Here is a 20,209-nt window from a genome sequence, read left to right as displayed (position 1 = left end):
AAAGGGGAACAGAGAAATGTTCAAACGCTGGTTACTCGCATCAACGACAGCAGCCGTGCTGGCCATCCTCCCGATCGCGGCACAGGCCCAGACGAATGGCGGCGATATCGTCGTCACCTACAAGGACGACATCACCACACTCGATCCGGCCATCGGTTATGACTGGGTCAACTGGTCGATGATCAAGAGCCTCTTCTCCCGTCTGATGGATTACGAACCCGGCACGGCCAATCTGGTCCCGTCGCTGGCCGAAAGCTTCACCGTATCGCCCGACGGCCTGACCTATGAATTCAAACTGCGCAAGGGCGTCAAGTTTTCCAACGGTCGCGAGGTCGTTGCCTCCGACGTCAAATACTCGATCGAGCGCGCCATCAATCCGAAGACCCAGGGGCCTGGTGCCGGCTTCTTCGGCGCCATCAATGGCTTTGCCGAACTGACGGGCGGCACAGCCGAAACCCTGTCGGGCATCGAGACGCCTGACGACGGCACCGTCGTCTTCAAGCTGTCGCGCCCGGATGCCACCTTCCTGCATGTGCTGGCGATCAACTTCGCCTCCGTCGTGCCGAAGGAAGCCGTCGATGCCGCCGCCGGTGATTTCGGCAAGAAGCCTGTCGGCTCCGGCACCCTGATCCTGAAGGACTGGACGATTGGCCAGAAGCTGAGCTTCGAGCGCAACCCGGACTATTACATCAAGGGCGTCCCGTATATCGATTCCGTCACCGTCGAAGTTGGTCAGGAGCCACTGGTGGCGTTGCTGCGCCTGCAGAAGGGCGAAGTCGATATTGCCGGCGATGGCATCCCGCCGGCCAAGTTCCTCGAGATCAAGAATTCGCCGGAAGGCGCCCAGATGATCGTCGACGGCGAACAGCTGCACACCGGCTATGTCACGCTCAACACCAAGGTAAAGCCGTTTGACGACGTGAAAGTGCGCGAGGCGGTCAACATGGCGATCAACAAGGAGCGCATCACCCGCATCCTGAACGGTCGCGCCACGCCTGCCAACCAGCCGCTTCCGCCGCTGATGCCGGGCTACGACAAGGCGTTTACCGGCTACGGCTATGACGTCGACAAGGCCAAGGCATTGCTCGCCGAAGCCGGCTATGCCGATGGTTTCGAGACCGTGCTCTTTTCGACCAACACCGATCCGCAGCCGCGCATCGCCCAGGCAATCCAGCAGGATCTCGCCGCGGTCGGCATCAAGGCCGAAGTCCGCGCCCTGGCACAGGGCAATGTCATTGCCGCCGGCGGCACCGAAGGCGAAGCACCGATGATCTGGTCCGGTGGCATGGCGTGGATTGCCGACTTCCCGGATCCGTCCAACTTCTACGGTCCGATCCTCGGTTGCGGCGGCGCGGTCCAGGGCGGCTGGAACTGGTCCTGGTATTGCAACGAGGCACTCGACAAGCGCGCGATCGAGGCCGATTCCATGTCGGACCCGGCCAAGGTTGCAGAACGTCAGGCAGCCTGGGGCAAGATCTTCACCGACATCATGGCGGACGCCCCCTGGGTGCCGGTCATCAATGAGCGCCGTGTGGTTGCCAAGTCGGCGCGCATGGGCGGTCCGGACAATATCTATATCGATCCGACCCGCGTCATCAACTACGACGCGATCTTCGTGAAGTAACACATAAAGCCGGATTACCCCGAAACCGGCCCCCCTCCTCGTCAATGGAGAGGGGCCGGCTACGGACCGAATACGAACTGAAAACCGCTGAACGGAGACCTGCCATGTGCGTCGCCTGCACCCATACCATCCACCGCGCTCAGCACAATTTCGGCTGGAACAGGGATTTCCCGCCGGCGCTTTCGGCGAAGCCCGGTGAAACAATCCTGTTTGAGTGCCTCGATTCCTCCGGCGGTCAGATCGGCCGCGACGCGACACTCGAGACGCTGGCCAATCTCGACTTCGGCAGGATCAATCCGGTCTCCGGCCCGGTCTATGTCGAGGGCGCAGAACCTGGCGACGCACTCAAGGTGACCATCCGCAAGTTTCACCCCTCCGGCCATGGCTGGACCGCCAACATTCCAGGCTTCGGCCTGCTGGCCGATCAGTTCAAGGACCCGGCTTTGCATGTCTGGTCCTATGACACGGTGAGCATGGCGCCATCCGCCTTCGGCCCCGGCGGTCGGGTCCCGTTGAAACCCTTCACCGGCACGATCGGGGTCGCACCCGCCGAAACCGGCCTGCATTCCGTCGTCCCGCCCCGCCGCGTCGGCGGCAACATGGACATCCGTGACCTGACAGCCGGCGTCACGCTCTATCTGCCCATCGAAGTCGAAGGCGCCCTGTTCTCGGTCGGCGACACCCATGCCGCCCAGGGAGACGGCGAAGTCTGCGGCACAGCGATCGAAAGCCAGATGAATGTCGAATTGACGCTCGATCTGGTGAAAGGCGCCAATCTCAAGTCACCACGCTTCACCACCACCGAACCTGTCACCCGCCATCTCGATGGCGCCGGCTATGAAGTCACCACCGGTATCGGACCCGATCTGATGACCGGCGCACGCGAAGCCGTCATGCGCATGGTCGACCTGCTGTCTTCCGACCACGGGCTGAACCCGGTGGATGCCTATATGCTCTGCTCCGTCTGCGGTGATCTCAGGATCAGCGAGATCGTCGACATGCCGAATTGGGTCGTATCCTTCTACTTCCCGCGGATCGTATTCGCGTGAACGAGCATATCCTGCCCGTGCCTGAATCTGTGCCTGAGTCTGCGCCGGTCCTGTCCGTCCGTGATCTGACCGTCGACGCTCGCACGCCGGACGGCCTGAAGCGTATTCTCGATCATGTCAACTTCGACCTTGGCCCCGGCGAGACGCTTTGCCTCGCTGGCGAATCCGGCTCGGGAAAGTCAGTGACATCGCTGTCGATCATGGGACTGCTGCCGAAAGCATCGCTGAAAGTGGCGTCCGGGGCGATCGAACTGGAAGGCCGCAGCATCCTCGGCATCTCCCATCGGGCGCTTCGCCGGATCCGCGGCGGCGAGATCGCGATGATCTTCCAGGAGCCGATGACCTCGCTCAATCCGGTCATGACGATCGGCGAACAGTTGGTCGAGACGATCCGCGAGCATCAGGCCGATCGGGGCGGCGGCGCCGAAGCGACGGCGAAAGCCATGCTCGATGCCGTGCAGATCAGCAATGCCGCCGCACGAATGAAGCAATATCCCCATGAACTGTCGGGCGGCATGCGCCAGCGCGTGATGATCGCCATGGCGCTGTCCTGCCGGCCAAAGGTCCTGATTGCCGACGAACCGACCACAGCACTCGACGTCACCGTCCAGGCACAGATCCTGACGCTGATGCGCGAACTTCGTCGCGAGTTCAACACCTCGATCCTGATGATCACTCACGACATGGGCGTGGTCGCCGAAATGGCCGACCGCGTGGCGATCATGCAGCATGGCCGTCTCATCGAACAGGGCAACGTCTTTGACATCTTCGGCAAGCCGGCTGAACTCTACACGCGGCAATTGCTCGCAGCTGTGCCAAGGCTTGGCGCCCATGCCGGCACGACTGCTCCGCCGCGCGTGTCGCAGCCACCGGTACCGGTATCGACCCCGACCCCTACACCGACCACCGTATTGGAGGTCAGGGATCTGAGTGTCACCTACGCTGCAAAAGCTGCCTGGTTCGGCACGGCAAAGCCAGTCACGCCAAGCGTCGATACGGTCTCCTTCTCGATCAAGGCCGGCCAGACCCTGGGACTCGTGGGCGAAAGCGGCTCGGGCAAATCGACAACCGGCAAGGCGGTGCTCAACCTGATCCCGTTTGCCGGCAGCGTGAAGATCGACGGCAACGAGATCCGGCATCTGTCTCCGCGCGCCATGCGCCCGATTCGCCGCTCGGCCCAGATGATTTTCCAGGATCCCTATGCGTCGCTCGATCCGCGCATGAGCGTCGGTGCGGCGATCATCGAGCCGTTGGTAATCCACCAGGTCGGCAATGCATCCGAGCGCAAGGACAGGCTTGCCATGCTACTGAGACGCGTCGGGCTGACGCCGGACGCAGCGTCCCGCTATCCACACGAGTTTTCCGGCGGCCAGCGTCAGCGCATCTGCATCGCCAGGGCGCTTGCACTCGAACCCAGGCTGATCGTCGCCGACGAAAGCGTCGCCGCGCTCGATGTTTCGGTGCGCGCCAGGGTTCTGGACCTGATGCTGGAACTGCAGGAACAGATGGGTCTGGCCTACCTGTTCATCTCGCATGACATGGCGGTGATCGAGAAGATGTCGCATGATGTCGCCGTGATGAAAGGCGGCCGGATCATCGAAATCGGCAAACGCCAGCAGATTTTCGAGGATCCCAGCGAAGACTACACCCGCCTACTGATGGCCGCCGTCCCGGTTGCGGACCCCCTGCACTATCGACGCGGCTAGCCCGCAAGCCGCTCACAGCGGGACCAAAACGGCAAAAACCCCTGCGGGATGTCCGCAGGGGTTTTGTTATATTGCCTTGCATTTGCATGAACTGGTTGCGGGGGCCTGATGGCACGGAGACTTGCACAAAACTCGCTACAACAGCGCCGAAACCAGGATTTTGCGGGATAACCACATTTATGGAACTTAGCTCTAATTAGATGAATAGACATAGCCGTCAAAGAGCTTCCGCGCCGTTCGGATAGTACCGGCGCCCTTGATATTGCCAGCTTCGTCAAGTCGCAGGAAGACTTCCATGCTTCCAGTAGGATGTTCGATCTCATAACGGCCGTCCGATGGCGCAACGACCAGTTTTGCAGCAGGACTGCCCGTCAACCGGGTCGCCGTCGCCACAGTTATGGCGGCGAGCACCCCGACGGAAGCATGCACCCGATGCGGGATCAGGCTTCGCGTGGAGATCGCCCCCCCCGCGACTGGAGCAGACACCAGCGTCATCTTGGGTACAGATGCTTTCGTGACGTCTCCGAGGTTCATCATAGGTCCAGCCTGCAGGCGAATGGCCTCGATGCGTGCCTTGAGTTCAAGGTTGCCCTCGAGCTCGTCACGCGTCTCCCGACCTGTCAGGCCGAAATCGGCGGCACGCATGATGACGCACGGCATGCCGTTGTCGATTAGCGTCGCCTCGATCCCGTCAATCATGTCAACCGCGTTGCCGGTCGGAAGAAGCGCACCGCACATTGACCCGGCTATATCGGCGAAATGCAAGGGAACGGCTGCATGGGTACCAGGCACCCCCGCAATCGATGTTTTCCCTGCGTAGTTCACTCGGCCATCCGGCGTCTCGACTTTGGCAACAGCGACCTCGCCGGAATTGAGCATATGGATGCGGACATCTGTGACATCGCCGGAAGCCTTCACCAACCCGCGCTCGATTGCAGCGGGTCCGACACCCGCGAGAATGTTGCCACAGCCCTGCACGTCGCTGACCAGCGGTTGGTCGACGAAGACCTGCAAGAAAAGATAATCGACATCGGCATCGGGCCTGATCGAGGGAGAGAGGATCGCGACTTTCGATGTTAGCGGATCAGCGCCGCCGATGCCGTCGATCTGACGGGGGTCGGGCGACCCCATGATGGACAGCAGCAGGGCATCACGTTCCGCCGGATCGGCCGGCAGGTGCCTGGCGAGAAAATAGGCGCCCTTGGAGGTGCCGCCTCGCATCCACAGACAGGGAATGCCTTCCTCAGACATATCTGAGCCCCTTGGCGGCGAGCGAGTCGCGCATACCGTAAATATCGAGCCCAAGTTCACCGGAGGCGAGCCGCTTTCGCTTGGCTTCCTCGTTGGCAAGCCGTTTTTCGGCAGCTGCCAACACGGCTTGCGCCTCCTTGCATCGGACGACGCAAACGCCGTCGTCGTCTGCAACGATCACATCTCCAGCCTCGACAAGCGCGCCTGCGCAGACCACAGGGATATTGACCGATCCAAGCGTTTCCTTGACCGTGCCCTGCGCGGATATTGCCTTTGACCAGACGGGAAAGCCCATGTGGGTCAGGTCGCGGATGTCGCGCACGCCGGCATCGATGATCAGGCCGCGGCAGCCGCGGGCCATGGCCGAGGTTGCGAGAAGATCACCGAAATAGCCGTTGTCGCAGGGCGATGTCGGCGCCAGCACCAGAATGTCGCCCTCGCGCAGCTGCTCGATTGCCACATGCACCATCCAGTTGTCGCCGGGGGCCGCCGAGATCGTCACAGCCGAACCGGCGATCTGCGCACCGGCATAGATTGGCCGGATGGTGCTCGAAAGCATGCCCTTGCGTCCCTGCGCCTCATGCACGGTCGCGACACCCGCCTTGGCGAGCCCGTCGATGATTGCCTGATCGGCGCGCTTGATGTTCTGCACCACCACAGCCATGGCTCAGTGCTCCTTGCTTTCGATCGGCGGTGTGCCGTGGGTGTGGAAGGTTTCGATGGTTTTCAAGCCCCAGGCTTGGCCTCTCTTGCGCTCGGTTTCGGTCCAGACGACCGGCTGCCAGTCGGGCGCGAGGATCAACCGCGCGCCGGAATTGGCAAGCTCCACCCGGTTTCCCGCCGGCTCCCAGACGTAGAGGAAGAAGGTGCCCTGGATCGCGTGCTTGTGCGGCCCGGTCTCGATATGCACGCCGTTTTCCAGAAATATATCGGCAGCCCGCAGAATGTCTTCGCGCGTATCCGTCGCGTAGGTGACGTGGTGCAGGCGCGCGTGTCCGCTGCCATGTTCTTCCGTGCAGGCGAGATCGTAAGTCTTGTTGTTGACAGTAAACCAGCAGCCACCGACCCGGCCGTTGTCGAGTTGGATCATCTCCGTCACGCGGGAACCGAGGCAGGTTTCCATGAACAGACGAAATTCAGAGACGTCGCTGGCCAGCAGGTTAAGGTGGTCGATACGGCGGGGATGGCAGCCGCGGCCATGGAAGCGCTGCGCAAGGTTCTTTAGCTTCGGTCGCTCCTCCTCGGGCGGCGTATAGCGCACTGTGTCCCAGTAGATTTCGAAGACGTGGCCGAAGGGATCTTCGAACCGGAAGGCGCGGCCATGGCCGAGATCGCCCTCCACCCAGCCGATCACCTTGTATTTGCTCGCCTCAATCGCTGCTACGCGGCGGTTCAGGGCCGCTTCGGAGGACGCGCGATAGGCGACGTGACCGATGCCGGTCGTGTGATGACGTGTCAGCTTCAGCGTGTGGAATTCGTAATCATCCCAGGCCCGCAGATAGGCCGAGGTCTCATCCTGTCCGGCAAGGGTCAGACCGTAGACGTTGACGAAGAAGCTCAGGCTCTCTTCGAACTTGTCGGTATACATCTCGACATGGGCGAGATGGGCGATGTCAAAACAGGGTTCCAAGGTTCTCTCCCAGAGACGGTTCAGAGTTCGTCGAGCGTACGCGGAAACACGGACTGGAAGCCTTCCGCATAGAGCGCTGCCCGACCGCCCGACTGTCCGCCGGAATTACGCTGGAAGTGGTTGGCACGGTTCTGTGCCACCCGTGTATAGAACTCCCACAGATGCTCCTGGCCTTCCATGCATTCGATGGCGGCCCGCTTCTTTTCCCATACCTCTGTGATATCGAGGAAGACATCGGGCTTCCAGCCCATCTGTTCGGTCTGGTGCGGCTCGAACAGATAGAGCTGTGGCGCGCCGAGCACCTTCTGGCCAGGATTGTGGCCCCAGGCCTGGGCAATCATGCGCGCTTCGAGCACCACTTGGGTCGTGTACATATGGTCGGTATTATAAGGATCATATTGGGAATGACTGAGCATGAAGGACGGCTGCACCTCGCGGATCACCTCGACCAAACGGTTCTTGTCCTCATCTGTGAGCTTCAGCGGATAGTCGCCAAGATCGAAGCATAAGAGCTTGTGCACGCCCAGCGCCTCGGCCGCCTTTTCCGCCTCGGCACGCCGCGCGGCCTTGACCTTGTCCAGTGTCATGCCCGGCTGCTTCCAGAGCTTGGCCGATTCACCCCGTTCACCAAAGGAGAGGCAGACGACCGTTACTTCGTAGCCGAGCTTGGCATGCAGCGCGATCGCGCCGCCGCAACGCCAGACGAAATCAGCGGCATGGGCGCTGATGACCAGCGCGGTCTTCTTTTTGGACATCATAGGCTCCACTTATTTTTCACCCCGTATGTCGCTCCGAACGCAGCCTTTGCCAATTTCCTTTCAATGTCACGTCTATAAGTTTTGGCTATATTCGATAGCGAGGCGCAGCACCTTGATCTAGAACGAAGCCCGTCGCGTAGAATGCTCTCAGGATAGCGGACGATGAATCACATCAAGATCGGCATACTCGGATTCGGTGAGGCAGCGCGGGCATTCGCATCCGGATGGACGCGACCCGATGGCGCAGTTCTTGCTGCCTATGACCTGAAGCTTGCCGATCCGGATGCATCGGCGCAGATCCTCGATGCCTGTTCTGAACTTGAGGTCAACGCCGTCGGCAGTTCCAGCGATGCACTGTCTGGAGCGATCGCCATCTTCAGTCTGGTGACGGCGGATCAGGCCTTGGTGGCAGCGAAAGAAGCCGCCACGCAGATCAAAGCTGGGGCGCTCTATTTCGACTGTAATTCCTGTTCTCCATCAACAAAGGTTGCAGCAGCGCAAGCGATCGAGATGGCGGGCGGGCGTTATGTCGATGTAGCCGTCATGTCGCCCGTGCATCCGGCACGCGCACTTACGCCGCTGTTGGTCTCCGGCCCTCACAGCGAAGCGGCAATCGAAGCGCTTGAACATCTCGGGATGAAACCAAAGCCTGCGGGCGAAACAGTCGGTCAGGCATCATCGATCAAAATGCTGCGTTCGGTCATCATCAAGGGCCTGGAGGCCCTGACGGCGGAATCGATGCTGGCCGCCCGCCGCGCCGGCGTGGAGGAGGCCGTGCTAGCCTCGCTGCAAGCCTCGGATCCCGGCATCGACTGGGCCAAGCGCAGTGCCTATAATCTCGAACGGATGATGGTGCATGGAGCACGCCGCGCCGCAGAGATGCGCGAAGTGGCCGCCACGGTGCGCGACCTTGGCCTGGCAGACAGAATGTCGTCCGCCATTGCCGAGTGGCAGGACGAGATCGCCGCATTGTCTGTCCCTGTCGATGGCACCGATCTTGCTAGCCGGTCTGACAGCATTCTCTTGCGAATGGACGAGGAAAAGGCAAAGGGAGCTGCGGCGTTTCGATGAGGTACAATCTGCGCCACCTGCGCGTTTTCCTGGCCGTGGTGGAAACGGGCTCCGTCACCCGCGCGGCAGAAATCTGCTGCGTGTCCCAACCGGCGGTAACGCAAGCCATATCCAAGATCGAAAAGATGCTTGGCTATCCCCTGTTTACCCGCTCGACGCATGGCCTGTTCGTCAACGATGAGGGCAAGTTGCTGGCAGTTCGTGCGCGGCGTGCCTTCGCCTATCTCGATCCGGCGCTGACCGAACTTGCCTCGCGACTGAAGGTTACCGCCACGTCGGCGCAGCTGGAGGCACTGGTTGCGGTTCGCGAACTGGAAAATTTCACGCTTGCCGCCCGCCAGTTGGGCGTGGCGCAGCCCACCGTGCACCGAGCCGTGAGCCAGCTTGAGAGGGAAGCGGCACGCCCCCTGTTTGAACGTACTTCTTACGGCATGGTGGCCACGCGTCTGGCGCAAAACCTGGCGCAGGCGACCCGTCTCGCCTTTGCCGAATTGCAGCAAGCGGAGGCGGATCTTGCCGAAGCCCGCGCCGAAGAGGCCGGCGTCATCGTCGTGGGAGCAATGCCGCTGTCGCGGTCGTCCATCCTACCCTCGGTAATCGCAAGCTTCCGCGAAAAGCGGCCCAAGCTGCCGATCAAGATTGTCGAGGGTGTCTATGCCGAACTGCTCGGCGGCCTGAGGCGTGGCGAACTTGATTTTCTGATCGGAGCGATGCGCAATCCGCTGCCGATCGATGATGTGGAACAGGAAACGCTGTTCAAGGACACGGTTGTGATCGTGGCCGGCAAGAACCATCCGCTGGTAGGAAAATCCCCGGTCAGCATTGACGACCTTGCATCCTACCCTTGGGTAGTGGCCACATCAGGCACACCGATCCGGACGCATTTCGAGGCCCTTTTTCAGGGACATCTGCCTAGGCCGACAAGCGTGATCGAGTCCAGCTCGCTGATCCTGATGCGCGAACTGCTCGACCGCAGCGACCATCTCGGCTTCATTTCCGGCGGCCAGGCATCTGCCGAAATCGAGCGCGGTCTTATGGCCTCGCTACCATTCGATCTGGCTCATACCTCACGCCCTATCGGCCTAACCACCCGCAAAGGCTGGCTGCCGACTGCTGCACAAGCGGCGTTTCTGGACGACGTCCGCACCGAAGCCAAGACCAAGACAAGTCATGGTTCATAGCCAAACCTTATAACCAGATCCTTACATCTAATTGGAAACCCTCCCACCCAAAAGCCAAGGTACGGCCAGTTCTGGAGGATGCACGGCATCATGGCTTGCCGTGATCGGGAGGTTTCAATGCCCAATCGTAGACAATTTATGGCAGGCGTTGCCGGCTTGACGCTGACGTCGACGCTTTCCTTGCGGCAGGCGAAAGCCGCCACCGTGGATTTCGGCTACTCGGTGCCCGATACCACCAATCCCTTCCTCGGCTGGCTGACGGGCGAGGTAAAGAAGCTCGCCGAAGCCGACGGCAGGCGCCTCGAAATCGCTGACGCGGGTATGAGCCCGGTCAAGCAAATGGAGCAGATCGAGAACTTTATCGCCATGCAGGTGAAGGTCATCGATATCATGCCGGTCGATCCCAACAATGTTCAGGAGATCATCCAGCGCGCCCAGGCGCAAGGCATCAAGGTGCTCGTCGCGGGCACCGACACCACCTACTACGATGTCATGATGAACATGGACCAGCACAATTGCGGTGAGCAGATCGCCGAAATGGCCATGGAGTGGCTGACCAAGACGTTCTCCACCAATGGCAAAGAAGACGGCCTGCCGACTGACGACGCGCGCCCGAAGGTGATCGTCATCGGCGCGACCGACACAGTCGATGCCAACAACCGCAGCCAGGGCATTCTCGACAAGATGAACGCATGGGGCAAGGCCAACCTGGTGACGTCCCCCACCGAAGCCCGTACAACCGCTTCCGGCACCTCGGTCATGGAAACGCTGTGGCTGCAGAACCCGGACACCGTCTGCGTGCTGACCTACAATGCCGACACCGCCATGGGCGTCAACGAATACATGATGGGCCAGGGCGGTCTCGACCGCGACAAGTTCGGCGTGTTTACCGGTGACTGGTCTCCGCCCGTCCAAGAAACGATCGATGCCTCGGCAACCGGCAATTCGGTGTTCCGTGGCACCATGCAGATTGTTGGTCCTACCCTTGACGGCCAACAGGTTCCGCTTGAAGTCGCAACCTACACGCTGATGAAGGATCTGTCCGAGGGCAAGACTAGCCACGGCACGTGGATCAAGGACAGCATCAAGAAGGCTTATCCGAAGAGCGCCTGATGTCCATTGAAAACACCACGGTCAGGGAAACGATCCTTTCTCTGCGCAACATCACCAAGACCTATCCGGGCGTGGTGGCGCTGCAGGATGTCAGCGTCAATTTCCATGCCGGCGAAGTCCATGCGCTTCTGGGCGAGAATGGCGCCGGTAAATCGACCCTGATCAAGAGCATTGCCGGAGCGGTAACGCCGGATTCCGGCGAGATCGTTTATGGCGACAAGAGCTTCACCGCCGTCTCACCCGCCCTCTCGCGGATACTCGGCGTCGAGGTGATCTATCAGGAATTCAACCTCGTCCCGACCTTGAGCGTGGCGGAAAATGTATTCCTCGGTTCGCATCGCGGCTGGCGGACCAATTACGCTGCGATGCGAACCAAGGCGACGGCTCTGTTCAACGAGCTGAATGTCGCCATCGACCCGGACACGCTGGTGCGCGACCTGTCCTCGTCACAGCAGCAACTGGTGGAAATCGCAAAGGCACTCGCCAAGAAGCCAAAAATACTGGTGATGGACGAGCCATCAGCGCCACTCTCGCTCGCCGAGGTCGAGAACCTGTTTCGCGTGGTGCGCAAGGTGCGCGATGCCGGCACCTGCGTCCTCTATATCTCGCATCGCATGGATGAAATCTTTGCTCTTTCCGATCGCGTTAGCGTCCTGCGCGACGGACGCCACATCGCCACAGTGGAAACAGGCAGCACAGACCGTGATGCCCTGATCCGCATGATGGTCGGGCGAACGCTCAGCGAAACCTACCCGCAGCGCCAGCCGCCGACCGACATTCCCGCGCTCGAACTCGACCACCTCAGCGGCAATGGCGACCGCGACGTGTCGGTGACGTTGCACAAGGGCGAAATACTCGGTGTTGCCGGGCTCATCGGCGCGGGCCGCACTGAACTCGCCAAGCTAATCATGGGCGCGGAGAATCGCGAATCCGGTGAAATCCGGCTGCACGGCAAGCCCGTGCATTTCTCCAGCCCGAAGGAGGCCATCGCGGCCGGCATCGGCCTTGTCCCCGAAAACCGCAAAGAAGAAGGCTGCTTCCTCAACCAGCCTGTCCGATGGAACATCTCTATCGGTGCTCTGAAGTGGCTGAAAGGAAGGCTGGGCATCGATAAATTCCGGGAAACAAGTCTCGCGGAGGAATACCGTAGCAAGCTGCGGATCAAGACACCGAGTATCGAGCAGCGCGTCGGCGCGCTCTCCGGCGGCAACCAGCAGAAGGTGGTGATCGCCAAGATCCTCGCAAGCCGGACCGATGTGATGATCTTCGACGAGCCGACGCGTGGCATCGATGTCGGCGCGCGCGGCGAAATCTACCGACTGATGACAGATCTGGCGGCGGAGGGTTACGCGATCCTGATGATCACGTCGGATATGGACGAACTTCTCGGCATGTCGGACCGCGTTCTCGTCCTTCATGAAGGCGGTGTGACCGGCATCCTCCCGCGTGCGGAATGTACGCAGGAGCGGATCATGGAACTCGCCTCGGGACTGACAGATGGGATCGCAGCATGATGATTGAACAAACCACCTCTTCCTCGCCGACGGTTTCGATCGCGCTCGGGATTTTCAAGAAATACGCAATTCTGTTCGTGCTTCTCGGCCTGATCGCGCTCTTCTCGTTTCTGTCACCCTATTTTCTGACTCTGCAGAACCTCACCAACATCTTCGTCCAGAATTCCTACGTCATCATCGCCGCCGTCGGTCTTTCCTTCGTGATGATCTCGGGCGGGATGGATCTCTCCATCGGCTACCAGATGTCGGTCGTCGGCGTCGTCACAGCCGTCTGCATGATGTGGCTGTCATTACCCGTGCCATTGGCCATTGCTGTCGGGATCGGCTGCGGTATCCTCATGGGGTTCATCAACGGTTTCGCCTCGATCATGCTCAAGGTGCATTCGCTGATCGTCACGCTCGGCACACTGACGGTTTTCCAGGGTGCCTCCTACATCGTCAGCCAGCAATCCGCGATCATCAACCTTCCGCCCTCGTTCAAGTTCATCGGACAGGGCTATATCGCCCACACTATCCCCGTCAGCGTTCTGTTGATGCTGGCGAGTGTCGCCATCGCCAGTTTCATCCTCAACATCACCTCCGCAGGACGGATGATCTATGCCATCGGCGGCAATGAAGACGCGGCCTACCTCTCCGGCATTCCGGTGACGAAGGTGAAGGTCTTCGTCTATGCGCTCTGCAGCTTCTTCGTTGCGATCGCCGCGATCGTGCTCTTTGCCCGCTCGGGATCGGCAGCATCTTCGACGGGTCCGGGAACGGAATTCACCTGCATGACCGCTGCGGTTCTCGGCGGCATCAGCTTCAAGGGTGGCGAGGGCAAGATGTGGGGTCTGGTCACTGGCGTGCTCATCCTCGGCGTGCTTGCCAACGGCATGCAGCTCGTCGGCCTCAACACCTACGCCCAATATATCGTCAAGGGCCTCGTGCTGTTGGCTGCGGTCGGTTTTGACACCTATTACAAGACAGCCAGACCCGTTCGCCGCGCCGCATAAGGACCTGATGATGCCCGATCCGAACACCCCCGAAGGCCCTAAGGGCATCTATGTGCTGCCCTTAGCCGACGTCGGCCATGTGAAAAACATCCATCGCGACATCGCTTACGCCGATGCATCGTCCTTCCAGACACTCGACCTCTACCTTCCCGAGGGCACCGCGCCGGCAAAGGGCTGGCCGCTGGTGATTTTCGTGCATGGCGGCGCCTGGATGATGTGCGACAAGCGCGACATCCAGCTGAACGCACCCTTGAAGCTGCTTGACCACGGCTTCGCCTTGGCCTCGATCAACTACCGCCTATCCTCGGAAGCCCGCTTCCCGGCGCAGATCCGCGACGTCAAGGCGGCGATCCGTTGCCTCAGAGGAAAAGCCGTCGATCTCGGAATCGATCCGGCGCTGTTCTGCATCTGGGGGGCTTCCGCTGGTGCCCACCTCGCCATGCTTGCTGGTACCAGCGCCGGCGTGCCCGTGCTGGAAGACCGAAACATGGGCTGGCCGGAGGAAAGCGCAGAGGTCCAGGCAGTCATCTCCTGGTTCGGCCCGACCGATTTCCTCAAGATGGACGACTATTTCGCGGAGACTTTAGCCGGCACCGCCGACCACAGCGACGCCGACAGCCCTGAATCGAAACTGCTCGGCGGCAAGATCACGGACATTCCGGGCACTGTGCGTGCTGCAAATCCCGAGACCTGGCTGACGCCGGACTGCCCGCCTTTCCTGTTCCAGCACGCGCCGAAGGACCCCATTGTTCCGGTGCAGCATTCCGTCCATTTCGCGCACCTGATCAATAGCGTCGCCGGCCCCGGCACGGCGCATCTGCGGTTCGTGGAGAATGCAGGGCATGCAGGCCCGGAATTCGAACGGGACGACGTCATCAATGATGTCATCGAATTTCTGACGCAGCTTGCGCGCCGCTAACCCCGCCATTCAAATCGATCCTCCTTATACCGAGAACCTGCGGCACTTGCTGCGAATCAGGCCGTTGGAGCAGGTGGCGTTGGAAGTCGCTATAGCGGTTGGTTATGAAGCTTCGACGTCTTTGAATTGGCTTTGAACCGCCTATGGCTTCAGAACCTTGAGCAATTGCAAATAGTCTTGCAGGTCAATGGGAGGAGAAGACATGCGCACTATATCAACTATCACCGGAGCTTTGTTCGGGCTGGGGCTGACGCTGAACACCGCGACGGCCGAGACGCTGAAATTCGCCAATTTCATGGCCCCGACCCACCCTTACGTAGAGAGCACCTTCGCTCCCTTCGCAAAGGCTGTGGAGGATGGGACCAAGGGCGAGATCAAGGTTCAGCTCTACAATGGCGGCGAACTGGGTGCCGGCCCCGCCGAGCAATATTCGCGCGCCGTTGATGGCGTGGCGGAATTTTCGATCAGCCTGCCGGGCTACACTGCCTCGACCTTCCCGCTGACGCTTGTCACCGAACTTCCCGGCATCATCGATGAAAAGACCGGTACCGAGGCAATCTGGAAGAACCTCGATCTGTTCCAGCCCGAATACAAGCGCGTCAAGCTGGTCGCGTTGTGGTCTAGCGCCGAAAACATCATCTACAGCGCCAAGAAGCCGATCCGCACCCTCGAAGACATCAAGGGCATGAAGGTCCGCGTTCCCTCGCGCAACACCGGCACACTCGTCGAAGCCTGGGGTGGAACACCGGTGTCGATGCCGGTAAGCGACGTCTATAATTCCCTGCAGACGGGAGTTATCGACGCTGCGATGATCGACGGCACAGCGACAAAGGCCTTCCGCCTTGGAGAGGTGGCCAACTCGATCACGCTCGGCATGAAGACGACGAACTCGCCGTTCTTCGTCGTCATGAACCGCGATGCCTGGGACGGTTTGAGCGACGAGCAGAAGGCAGTCGTCGAGGCCGCAGGCAAGCAGGCCTCGGCCAACGGGCAGCAAATGCAGCTGCGTGTCGCAGCCGCCGGCATCGAATCCTTCGCAGCTCTGCCCGGCAAGGATGTGATCCACCTTACTCCCGAACAGGCAGCCCCATTCGACACAATCTCGGACGGAGTAACACAGAAGGTCGTCAGCGACCTGGGTGAAAAAGCGGCTCAAATTGCCGAAGCCCTGAAAACAAAGTGACCTTCGATGTCTGAACTTTCAGTACCCCGTTTGGCGCGGTTGCTTGACCGCGCCACCAAGACGCTGTCCGCGCTTGCGGGCGTCAGCCTTCTCTTCATGGTGGTGGTGATCACAATAAGCGTGCTTACCCGCTACCTATTCAACAGCCCGATCACCGGATCCGACGAGATTGTTCAGATGACCGGCGTGGCCGTTATCATGCTCGCGCTACCCTATGCGACAGCGCATGGAGCCCATGTGCGAGTGGATATTTTCGACCATGTGCTGGGCCACTGGGGCCGTCTCGGCGGCGACGTGCTGTCCCGCCTCCTGTCCGGCTTCGTCTTCGCAATCCTGGCAAACCGGGCCTGGGAAAAAATGCTCGATGCTCATGAATATGGCGATACCACCAACATGCTGCAGATACCCATGTGGCCGTTCTACGCCATCCTGGTGGCCGGCATATCACTATGCCTCGTCGTCTATGCAGTGGAGCTGGTGCTCATCGTCGTCAGAGGAAGAGAACTATGACGCCGATTTCCATAGGCCTTATTGGCATTGGCTGCCTGTTTCTGCTGATGCTGCTGCGCACGCCTGTTGCCTTCGCGATGATGATCGTCGGCTTTTTCGGCATGTGGATTCTGGAAGGTTTTCGCTCCGCCAGCGGTGTTGTCGTCACGGAAAGCTATTCCACTGTCGCGTCCTATTCGCTGATCGTTGCACCGATGTTCGTGCTCCTCGGTAACGTGTCTTCCGCCGCAGGCTTCAGTTCCGGGCTTTATGATGCCGCCTATGCCTGGGTCGGACGTTTCAGGGGCGGCTTGGCCTCGGCCTCCGTTCTCGCCTGTGCGGCATTCGCCGCCGTCTGCGGCTCTTCGGTTGCCACCGCCGTGACGCTCGGAAAAGTAGCCCTGCCGGAAATGAAGCGGCTTGGCTATGCTTCGGGCCTTTCGACCGGCGCTATCGCCGCCGGCGGCACGCTCGGCTTCCTGATCCCACCTTCGACCGGCTTCGTGCTCTATGCCATCCTCACGGAACAGTCGATCGGCCGCCTGTTCATGGCCGGCGTCATACCGGGATTGATGTTGACTGCGCTGTTTATGCTGGTGGTCTGGCTGGTCTGTTTCTTCCGTCCGGAAGCCGGCCCGCGCGGGAGAGCCATGAGCCTGGCGGAAAAAATCTCCACGCTTGGCAAGTCTGCGCCATTGCTGGGCGTGATGGTGCTTTCGATCGGCGGCATCTACGTCGGCGTCTTCACGCCGGTAGAAGCCTCGGGCGTCGGTGCAGCGCTGGTAATCCTGCTTGCTTTCATAACTCGCTCGATCACGCTGAAGACCTTCTGGGCCGCCGTTCAGGACACGCTCAAGACCTCGGTGATGCTCTACATCATCGTCATCGGCGCCAATGTGCTCAATCCGTTTTTCGCCGTGACGCGGATACCCGATTTTCTCGGCACCGGGCTCCAGGGCCTTGGCCTTGGGGCATACGGCTCCCTCATCGTGATCATCCTTGCCTATGTCGTGCTTGGAATGTTCATGGATGGCTTGGCGATGCTGGTGGTCACGGTGCCTATCGTCTATCCGATCATGATGTCGTTCGGCTTCGACCCGATCTGGTTCGGTGTCATCGTGGTGATCGTCATCGAGATGGGAATGATCACGCCGCCGGTGGGAATGAATGTCTTTGTGGTTCGCGGCGTGGCAGGCGACGTGCAGCTATCGACGATCTTCCGGGGAGTGTTCCCGTTCCTGCTGGCAATGATTGTTGCGCTGATCCTGATCATCATCTTTCCTCAGATCGCGCTTTTCCTGCCGAACTCGATGTACGGGTGACAGCAGAAGTACCTGCCCATCGGCTTGGTGCACGGATCATTTAGCGATGGTGGTGTAGGCGAGCTGCAATCTCGATAACCGGTTGCCGCAGCCATGCCTTTCAAACACAATTCTTCACGCCGCCATCGTATAGGCAAGATGAAATTCAAGGTGACGAACTGGCCGGAATATGAGGCGGGGCTACGCGAACGCGGCAGCCTGACCCTGTGGCTGACGCCGGAAGCGCTTGGCTATTGGGATGCCCCACGACGCAAGACCCGCGGCGGTCAGCCGCGCTATTCCGATCTTGCGATCGAGACCGCCTTGACGCTGGGCATGGTGTTCGGTCTACGACTGCGCCAGGCCGAAGGCTTTCTGGCATCGCTGCTGCAACTGATGGGGCTGGCGCTCGCCGTCCCCGTCCATACCACGCTTAGCCGACGGGCGCAGACGTGGCGATCACCCAACAGGCGGCGCGGTCCCCAGCTTCCAGCCGACGGACCGGTGCATATTGGTTGACCTGAGACCCGACCTCCCTCCAGTTTTGGGGAGAGTCTTGGTTTTTTAATCTGGCCTCATGCGGCCTGTTTTTCCATAGCCATTTTCATTGCGAACTCGCTGGGTGTGATATTGCCCAGCGACGAGTGCGGTCTGTTTCTGTTGTAATCCTCCTTCCATGCAGTGATTGCGGCGCGGGCCTGAGCGAGTGACGAGAACAGCGTCTCGTTCAGGCACTCGTCGCGGAAGCTGCCGTTGAAGCTTTCGACGAAGCCGTTTTGCATCGGCTTGCCGGGGGCGATGTAATGCCATTCGACCTTGGTTTCCTGGCACCATTTGAGGATGGCCATGCTGGTCATCTCCGTCCCGTTGTCCGAGACAATCGTCCTCGGTTTTCCGCGTCTGGCGATGAGACTATCCAGTTCACGGGCAAGCCTTGCGCCCGACAGGGATGTATCGGCGACCAAGCACAGGCATTCGCGGGTGAAGTCGTCGACCACCGCCAGAACACGGAACCGACGACCATCGGTGAAGGCATCGCTGACGAAGTCCAAGCTCCAGCGCTCATTGGGGCGTGAGGGCAGAGCCAGAGGACGCCTTGTCCCCAAGGCTCGCTTTCTGCCGCCACGCTTGCGCACCGTCAGCTTCTCCTCCCGATAGAGACGTCGAAGCTTCTTCAGGTTCATGATCATCCCCTGCCGGTCGAGCATGACGTGGATGCGGCGATAACCGAAGCAGCGGCGTTCGGATGCCACCTTCTTCATCGCCTCCCGAATGGACGCATCGTCCGGCCGCACGCTGCGATATCGCATGCTCGACCGATCCACCGACAGAACCTCGCACGCCCGACGCTGGCTCACTCCATGCTGCGCACAGACATGAGCCACCGCATTCCGCTTCACATCGGGCGTCACCATTTTTTTGCAGCGACATCCTTCAGGATCGCGTTGTCCAGCATGGCTTCGGCCAAGAGCTTCTTCAGCTTGGCGTTCTCGTCCTCAAGCGCCTTCAGCTTGCGGGCATCTGACACATCCATGCCGCCATACTTCGCTTTGTATTTGTAGAAGGTTGCATCCGAGATGCCATGCTTGCGGCAGACATCGACTGTCTTCGCACCCGCCTCCTGCTCCTTCAAAATCCCGATGATCTGTTCTTCTGTGAACCGTGAACGCTTCATTCGTCCGTCTCCTGGTTGTGACGGACTCTACCAAATTCTGGAGGAAGTTCAGGGTCTCAGGTCACTGGAGCGCAAGCAGCAGAACATCATCCAGCAGATCACAGACCGGGCAGTCGAGGGTCGGCCTCGACTGCTGGCATTGGATGACACGCTCGACAAGCTTGAGAACGACCGGCTTTCGCTTACAGAGATGATTGCAGAGTTCGACACCTCCGAGCCCGATATGCTCGCGAAGATTGAAGACCTCCGCCGACGCCATAATCCGGAGCAGACAGCAGTCTGGATGCGCAATCTCATGACAATGGCACGTGGGAACGGAAACGAACATGCCAAGCGTGGCTTGATGCCAATCGTGCGTCAGCTCGTGCAGACCGTGGTGATCGGTAAGACACCCGGCCATCAGCCGGCATCCCTGCAGGTCCACGGACTGATCGCCGCCATCTTCGCCCAGATGGATGTCATGGACCTGATGGAACAGCAGTTCGTGGCCGCCGCGCAGAACGATTTCGTTGCCAGGATCGCTTCCGGTGAGATCGATACGGAGCATAAACGCAAAAAGCTCCTCGACCGTTATGGCGAGGAGCTTAGAAGTAAATATTTGGAATGGTCGAACTTACAAGTTTCATTGGTTGCGGGGGCAGGATTTGAACCTGCGGCCTTCAGGTTATGAGCCTGACGAGCTACCGGGCTGCTCCACCCCGCGCCAAGCGCAAACTTTGGTTTGCGCGACACGCCAACGTTTTTGCGTTGGCG

Annotated in this window: 18 protein-coding genes, 1 tRNA gene and 1 pseudogene; 13 read left to right on the top strand and 7 right to left on the bottom strand. The window is 60.1% G+C overall.

Annotated features, from left to right (window positions below; translation table 11 throughout):
* Positions 1 to 16: 16 nt before the first annotated feature.
* The 3 genes from GVK95_RS20125 to GVK95_RS20115 all read left to right on the top strand — a co-directional run bounded on the left by GVK95_RS20125 (position 17) and on the right by GVK95_RS20115 (position 4,379).
* Positions 17 to 1,624 (top strand): ABC transporter substrate-binding protein, encoded by a 1,608-nt coding sequence (locus GVK95_RS20125; protein WP_159952480.1) that lies wholly within the window; start codon positions 17 to 19, stop codon positions 1,622 to 1,624.
* 104 nt (positions 1,625 to 1,728) lie between these two features.
* Complete coding sequence (locus GVK95_RS20120; protein WP_007607640.1) at positions 1,729 to 2,673, top strand: acetamidase/formamidase family protein; 945 nt, start codon at positions 1,729 to 1,731, stop codon at positions 2,671 to 2,673.
* A 17-nt stretch (positions 2,674 to 2,690) separates the two neighbouring features.
* Complete coding sequence (locus tag GVK95_RS20115) at positions 2,691 to 4,379, top strand: ABC transporter ATP-binding protein (RefSeq protein ID WP_159952608.1); 1,689 nt, start codon at positions 2,691 to 2,693, stop codon at positions 4,377 to 4,379.
* Between the two features lie 192 nt (positions 4,380 to 4,571).
* Here GVK95_RS20115 and GVK95_RS20110 read toward each other — a convergent pair whose 3' ends face one another.
* The 4 genes from GVK95_RS20110 to GVK95_RS20095 are packed head-to-tail and all read right to left on the bottom strand — an operon-like array spanning position 4,572 to position 8,015.
* Positions 4,572 to 5,630: a 4-oxalomesaconate tautomerase gene (locus tag GVK95_RS20110; RefSeq protein ID WP_159952479.1), complete on the bottom strand. Its 1,059-nt coding sequence runs from the start codon at positions 5,628 to 5,630 to the stop codon at positions 4,572 to 4,574.
* The gene (locus GVK95_RS20105) at positions 5,623 to 6,294 is read right to left on the bottom strand and encodes a 4-carboxy-4-hydroxy-2-oxoadipate aldolase/oxaloacetate decarboxylase (RefSeq protein ID WP_159952478.1); all 672 of its coding nucleotides are present in this window, start codon (positions 6,292 to 6,294) and stop codon (positions 5,623 to 5,625) included. The genes GVK95_RS20110 and GVK95_RS20105 overlap by 8 nt, the downstream gene beginning before the upstream one ends.
* A 3-nt stretch (positions 6,295 to 6,297) precedes the next feature.
* Positions 6,298 to 7,260 (bottom strand): VOC family protein, encoded by a 963-nt coding sequence (locus GVK95_RS20100; protein ID WP_159952477.1) that lies wholly within the window; start codon positions 7,258 to 7,260, stop codon positions 6,298 to 6,300.
* Between the two features lie 20 nt (positions 7,261 to 7,280).
* The gene (locus tag GVK95_RS20095; protein ID WP_159952476.1) at positions 7,281 to 8,015 is read right to left on the bottom strand and encodes a PIG-L deacetylase family protein; all 735 of its coding nucleotides are present in this window, start codon (positions 8,013 to 8,015) and stop codon (positions 7,281 to 7,283) included.
* 165 nt (positions 8,016 to 8,180) lie between these two features.
* On the opposite strand from GVK95_RS20095, the gene GVK95_RS20090 reads away from it, so the two are divergent.
* The 10 genes and pseudogenes from GVK95_RS20090 to GVK95_RS20045 form a co-directional block, all read left to right on the top strand.
* On the top strand, positions 8,181 to 9,089 hold the full coding sequence (locus tag GVK95_RS20090; RefSeq protein WP_159952475.1) for a DUF1932 domain-containing protein: 909 nt from the start codon (positions 8,181 to 8,183) through the stop codon (positions 9,087 to 9,089).
* Positions 9,086 to 10,270: a LysR family transcriptional regulator gene (locus GVK95_RS20085; protein WP_159952474.1), complete on the top strand. Its 1,185-nt coding sequence runs from the start codon at positions 9,086 to 9,088 to the stop codon at positions 10,268 to 10,270. Before GVK95_RS20090 ends, GVK95_RS20085 begins: the two co-directional genes overlap by 4 nt.
* A gap of 117 nt (positions 10,271 to 10,387) precedes the next feature.
* Complete coding sequence (locus tag GVK95_RS20080) at positions 10,388 to 11,383, top strand: sugar ABC transporter substrate-binding protein (RefSeq protein WP_159952473.1); 996 nt, start codon at positions 10,388 to 10,390, stop codon at positions 11,381 to 11,383.
* Entirely contained in the window at positions 11,383 to 12,897 is a 1,515-nt protein-coding gene (locus tag GVK95_RS20075; protein WP_159952472.1) for a sugar ABC transporter ATP-binding protein, read from the top strand. Before GVK95_RS20080 ends, GVK95_RS20075 begins: the two co-directional genes overlap by 1 nt.
* Positions 12,894 to 13,889 (top strand): ABC transporter permease, encoded by a 996-nt coding sequence (locus tag GVK95_RS20070; RefSeq protein WP_159952471.1) that lies wholly within the window; start codon positions 12,894 to 12,896, stop codon positions 13,887 to 13,889. The genes GVK95_RS20075 and GVK95_RS20070 overlap by 4 nt, the downstream gene beginning before the upstream one ends.
* 10 nt (positions 13,890 to 13,899) lie before the next feature.
* The gene (locus tag GVK95_RS20065; RefSeq protein WP_159952470.1) at positions 13,900 to 14,808 is read left to right on the top strand and encodes an alpha/beta hydrolase; all 909 of its coding nucleotides are present in this window, start codon (positions 13,900 to 13,902) and stop codon (positions 14,806 to 14,808) included.
* A 202-nt stretch (positions 14,809 to 15,010) separates the two neighbouring features.
* Positions 15,011 to 15,991 carry a TRAP transporter substrate-binding protein gene (locus GVK95_RS20060; protein WP_159952469.1) on the top strand — a complete coding sequence of 327 codons (981 nt, stop codon included), beginning with the start codon at positions 15,011 to 15,013 and terminating at the stop codon, positions 15,989 to 15,991.
* A gap of 6 nt (positions 15,992 to 15,997) precedes the next feature.
* Positions 15,998 to 16,501, top strand: a complete 504-nt coding sequence (locus GVK95_RS20055) for a TRAP transporter small permease (RefSeq protein ID WP_159952468.1) — start codon at positions 15,998 to 16,000, stop codon at positions 16,499 to 16,501.
* Positions 16,498 to 17,802 (top strand): TRAP transporter large permease, encoded by a 1,305-nt coding sequence (locus GVK95_RS20050; RefSeq protein WP_159952467.1) that lies wholly within the window; start codon positions 16,498 to 16,500, stop codon positions 17,800 to 17,802. The genes GVK95_RS20055 and GVK95_RS20050 overlap by 4 nt, the downstream gene beginning before the upstream one ends.
* A gap of 93 nt (positions 17,803 to 17,895) precedes the next feature.
* Positions 17,896 to 18,252 (top strand): annotated as a pseudogene (locus GVK95_RS20045) (transposase); the annotation flags it as partial.
* Positions 18,253 to 18,356: 104 nt separating this feature from the next.
* Here GVK95_RS20045 and GVK95_RS20040 read toward each other — a convergent pair.
* The 3 genes from GVK95_RS20040 to GVK95_RS20030 form a co-directional block, all read right to left on the bottom strand.
* Positions 18,357 to 19,456 (bottom strand): IS3 family transposase gene (locus GVK95_RS20040; protein WP_159952466.1). Its coding sequence is split into 2 segments (ribosomal slippage): positions 18,357 to 19,204 and positions 19,204 to 19,456, totalling 1,101 coding nucleotides; the frame shifts between segments, so codons are not numbered across the junction.
* Between the two features lie 61 nt (positions 19,457 to 19,517).
* Positions 19,518 to 20,003, bottom strand: coding sequence for a hypothetical protein (locus GVK95_RS20035; RefSeq protein ID WP_159952465.1), 486 nt, complete (start codon positions 20,001 to 20,003; stop codon positions 19,518 to 19,520).
* 79 nt (positions 20,004 to 20,082) lie between these two features.
* Positions 20,083 to 20,159, bottom strand: a tRNA-Met gene (locus GVK95_RS20030).
* Positions 20,160 to 20,209 lie beyond the last annotated feature (50 nt).

The sequence above is a fragment of the Rhizobium sp. 18065 genome (assembly GCF_902706095.1).
Taxonomy (GTDB): domain Bacteria; phylum Pseudomonadota; class Alphaproteobacteria; order Rhizobiales; family Rhizobiaceae; genus Allorhizobium.
Note: the sequence above shows the minus strand (reverse complement) of the source record. Positions and strands in the feature narration are given on the sequence as shown.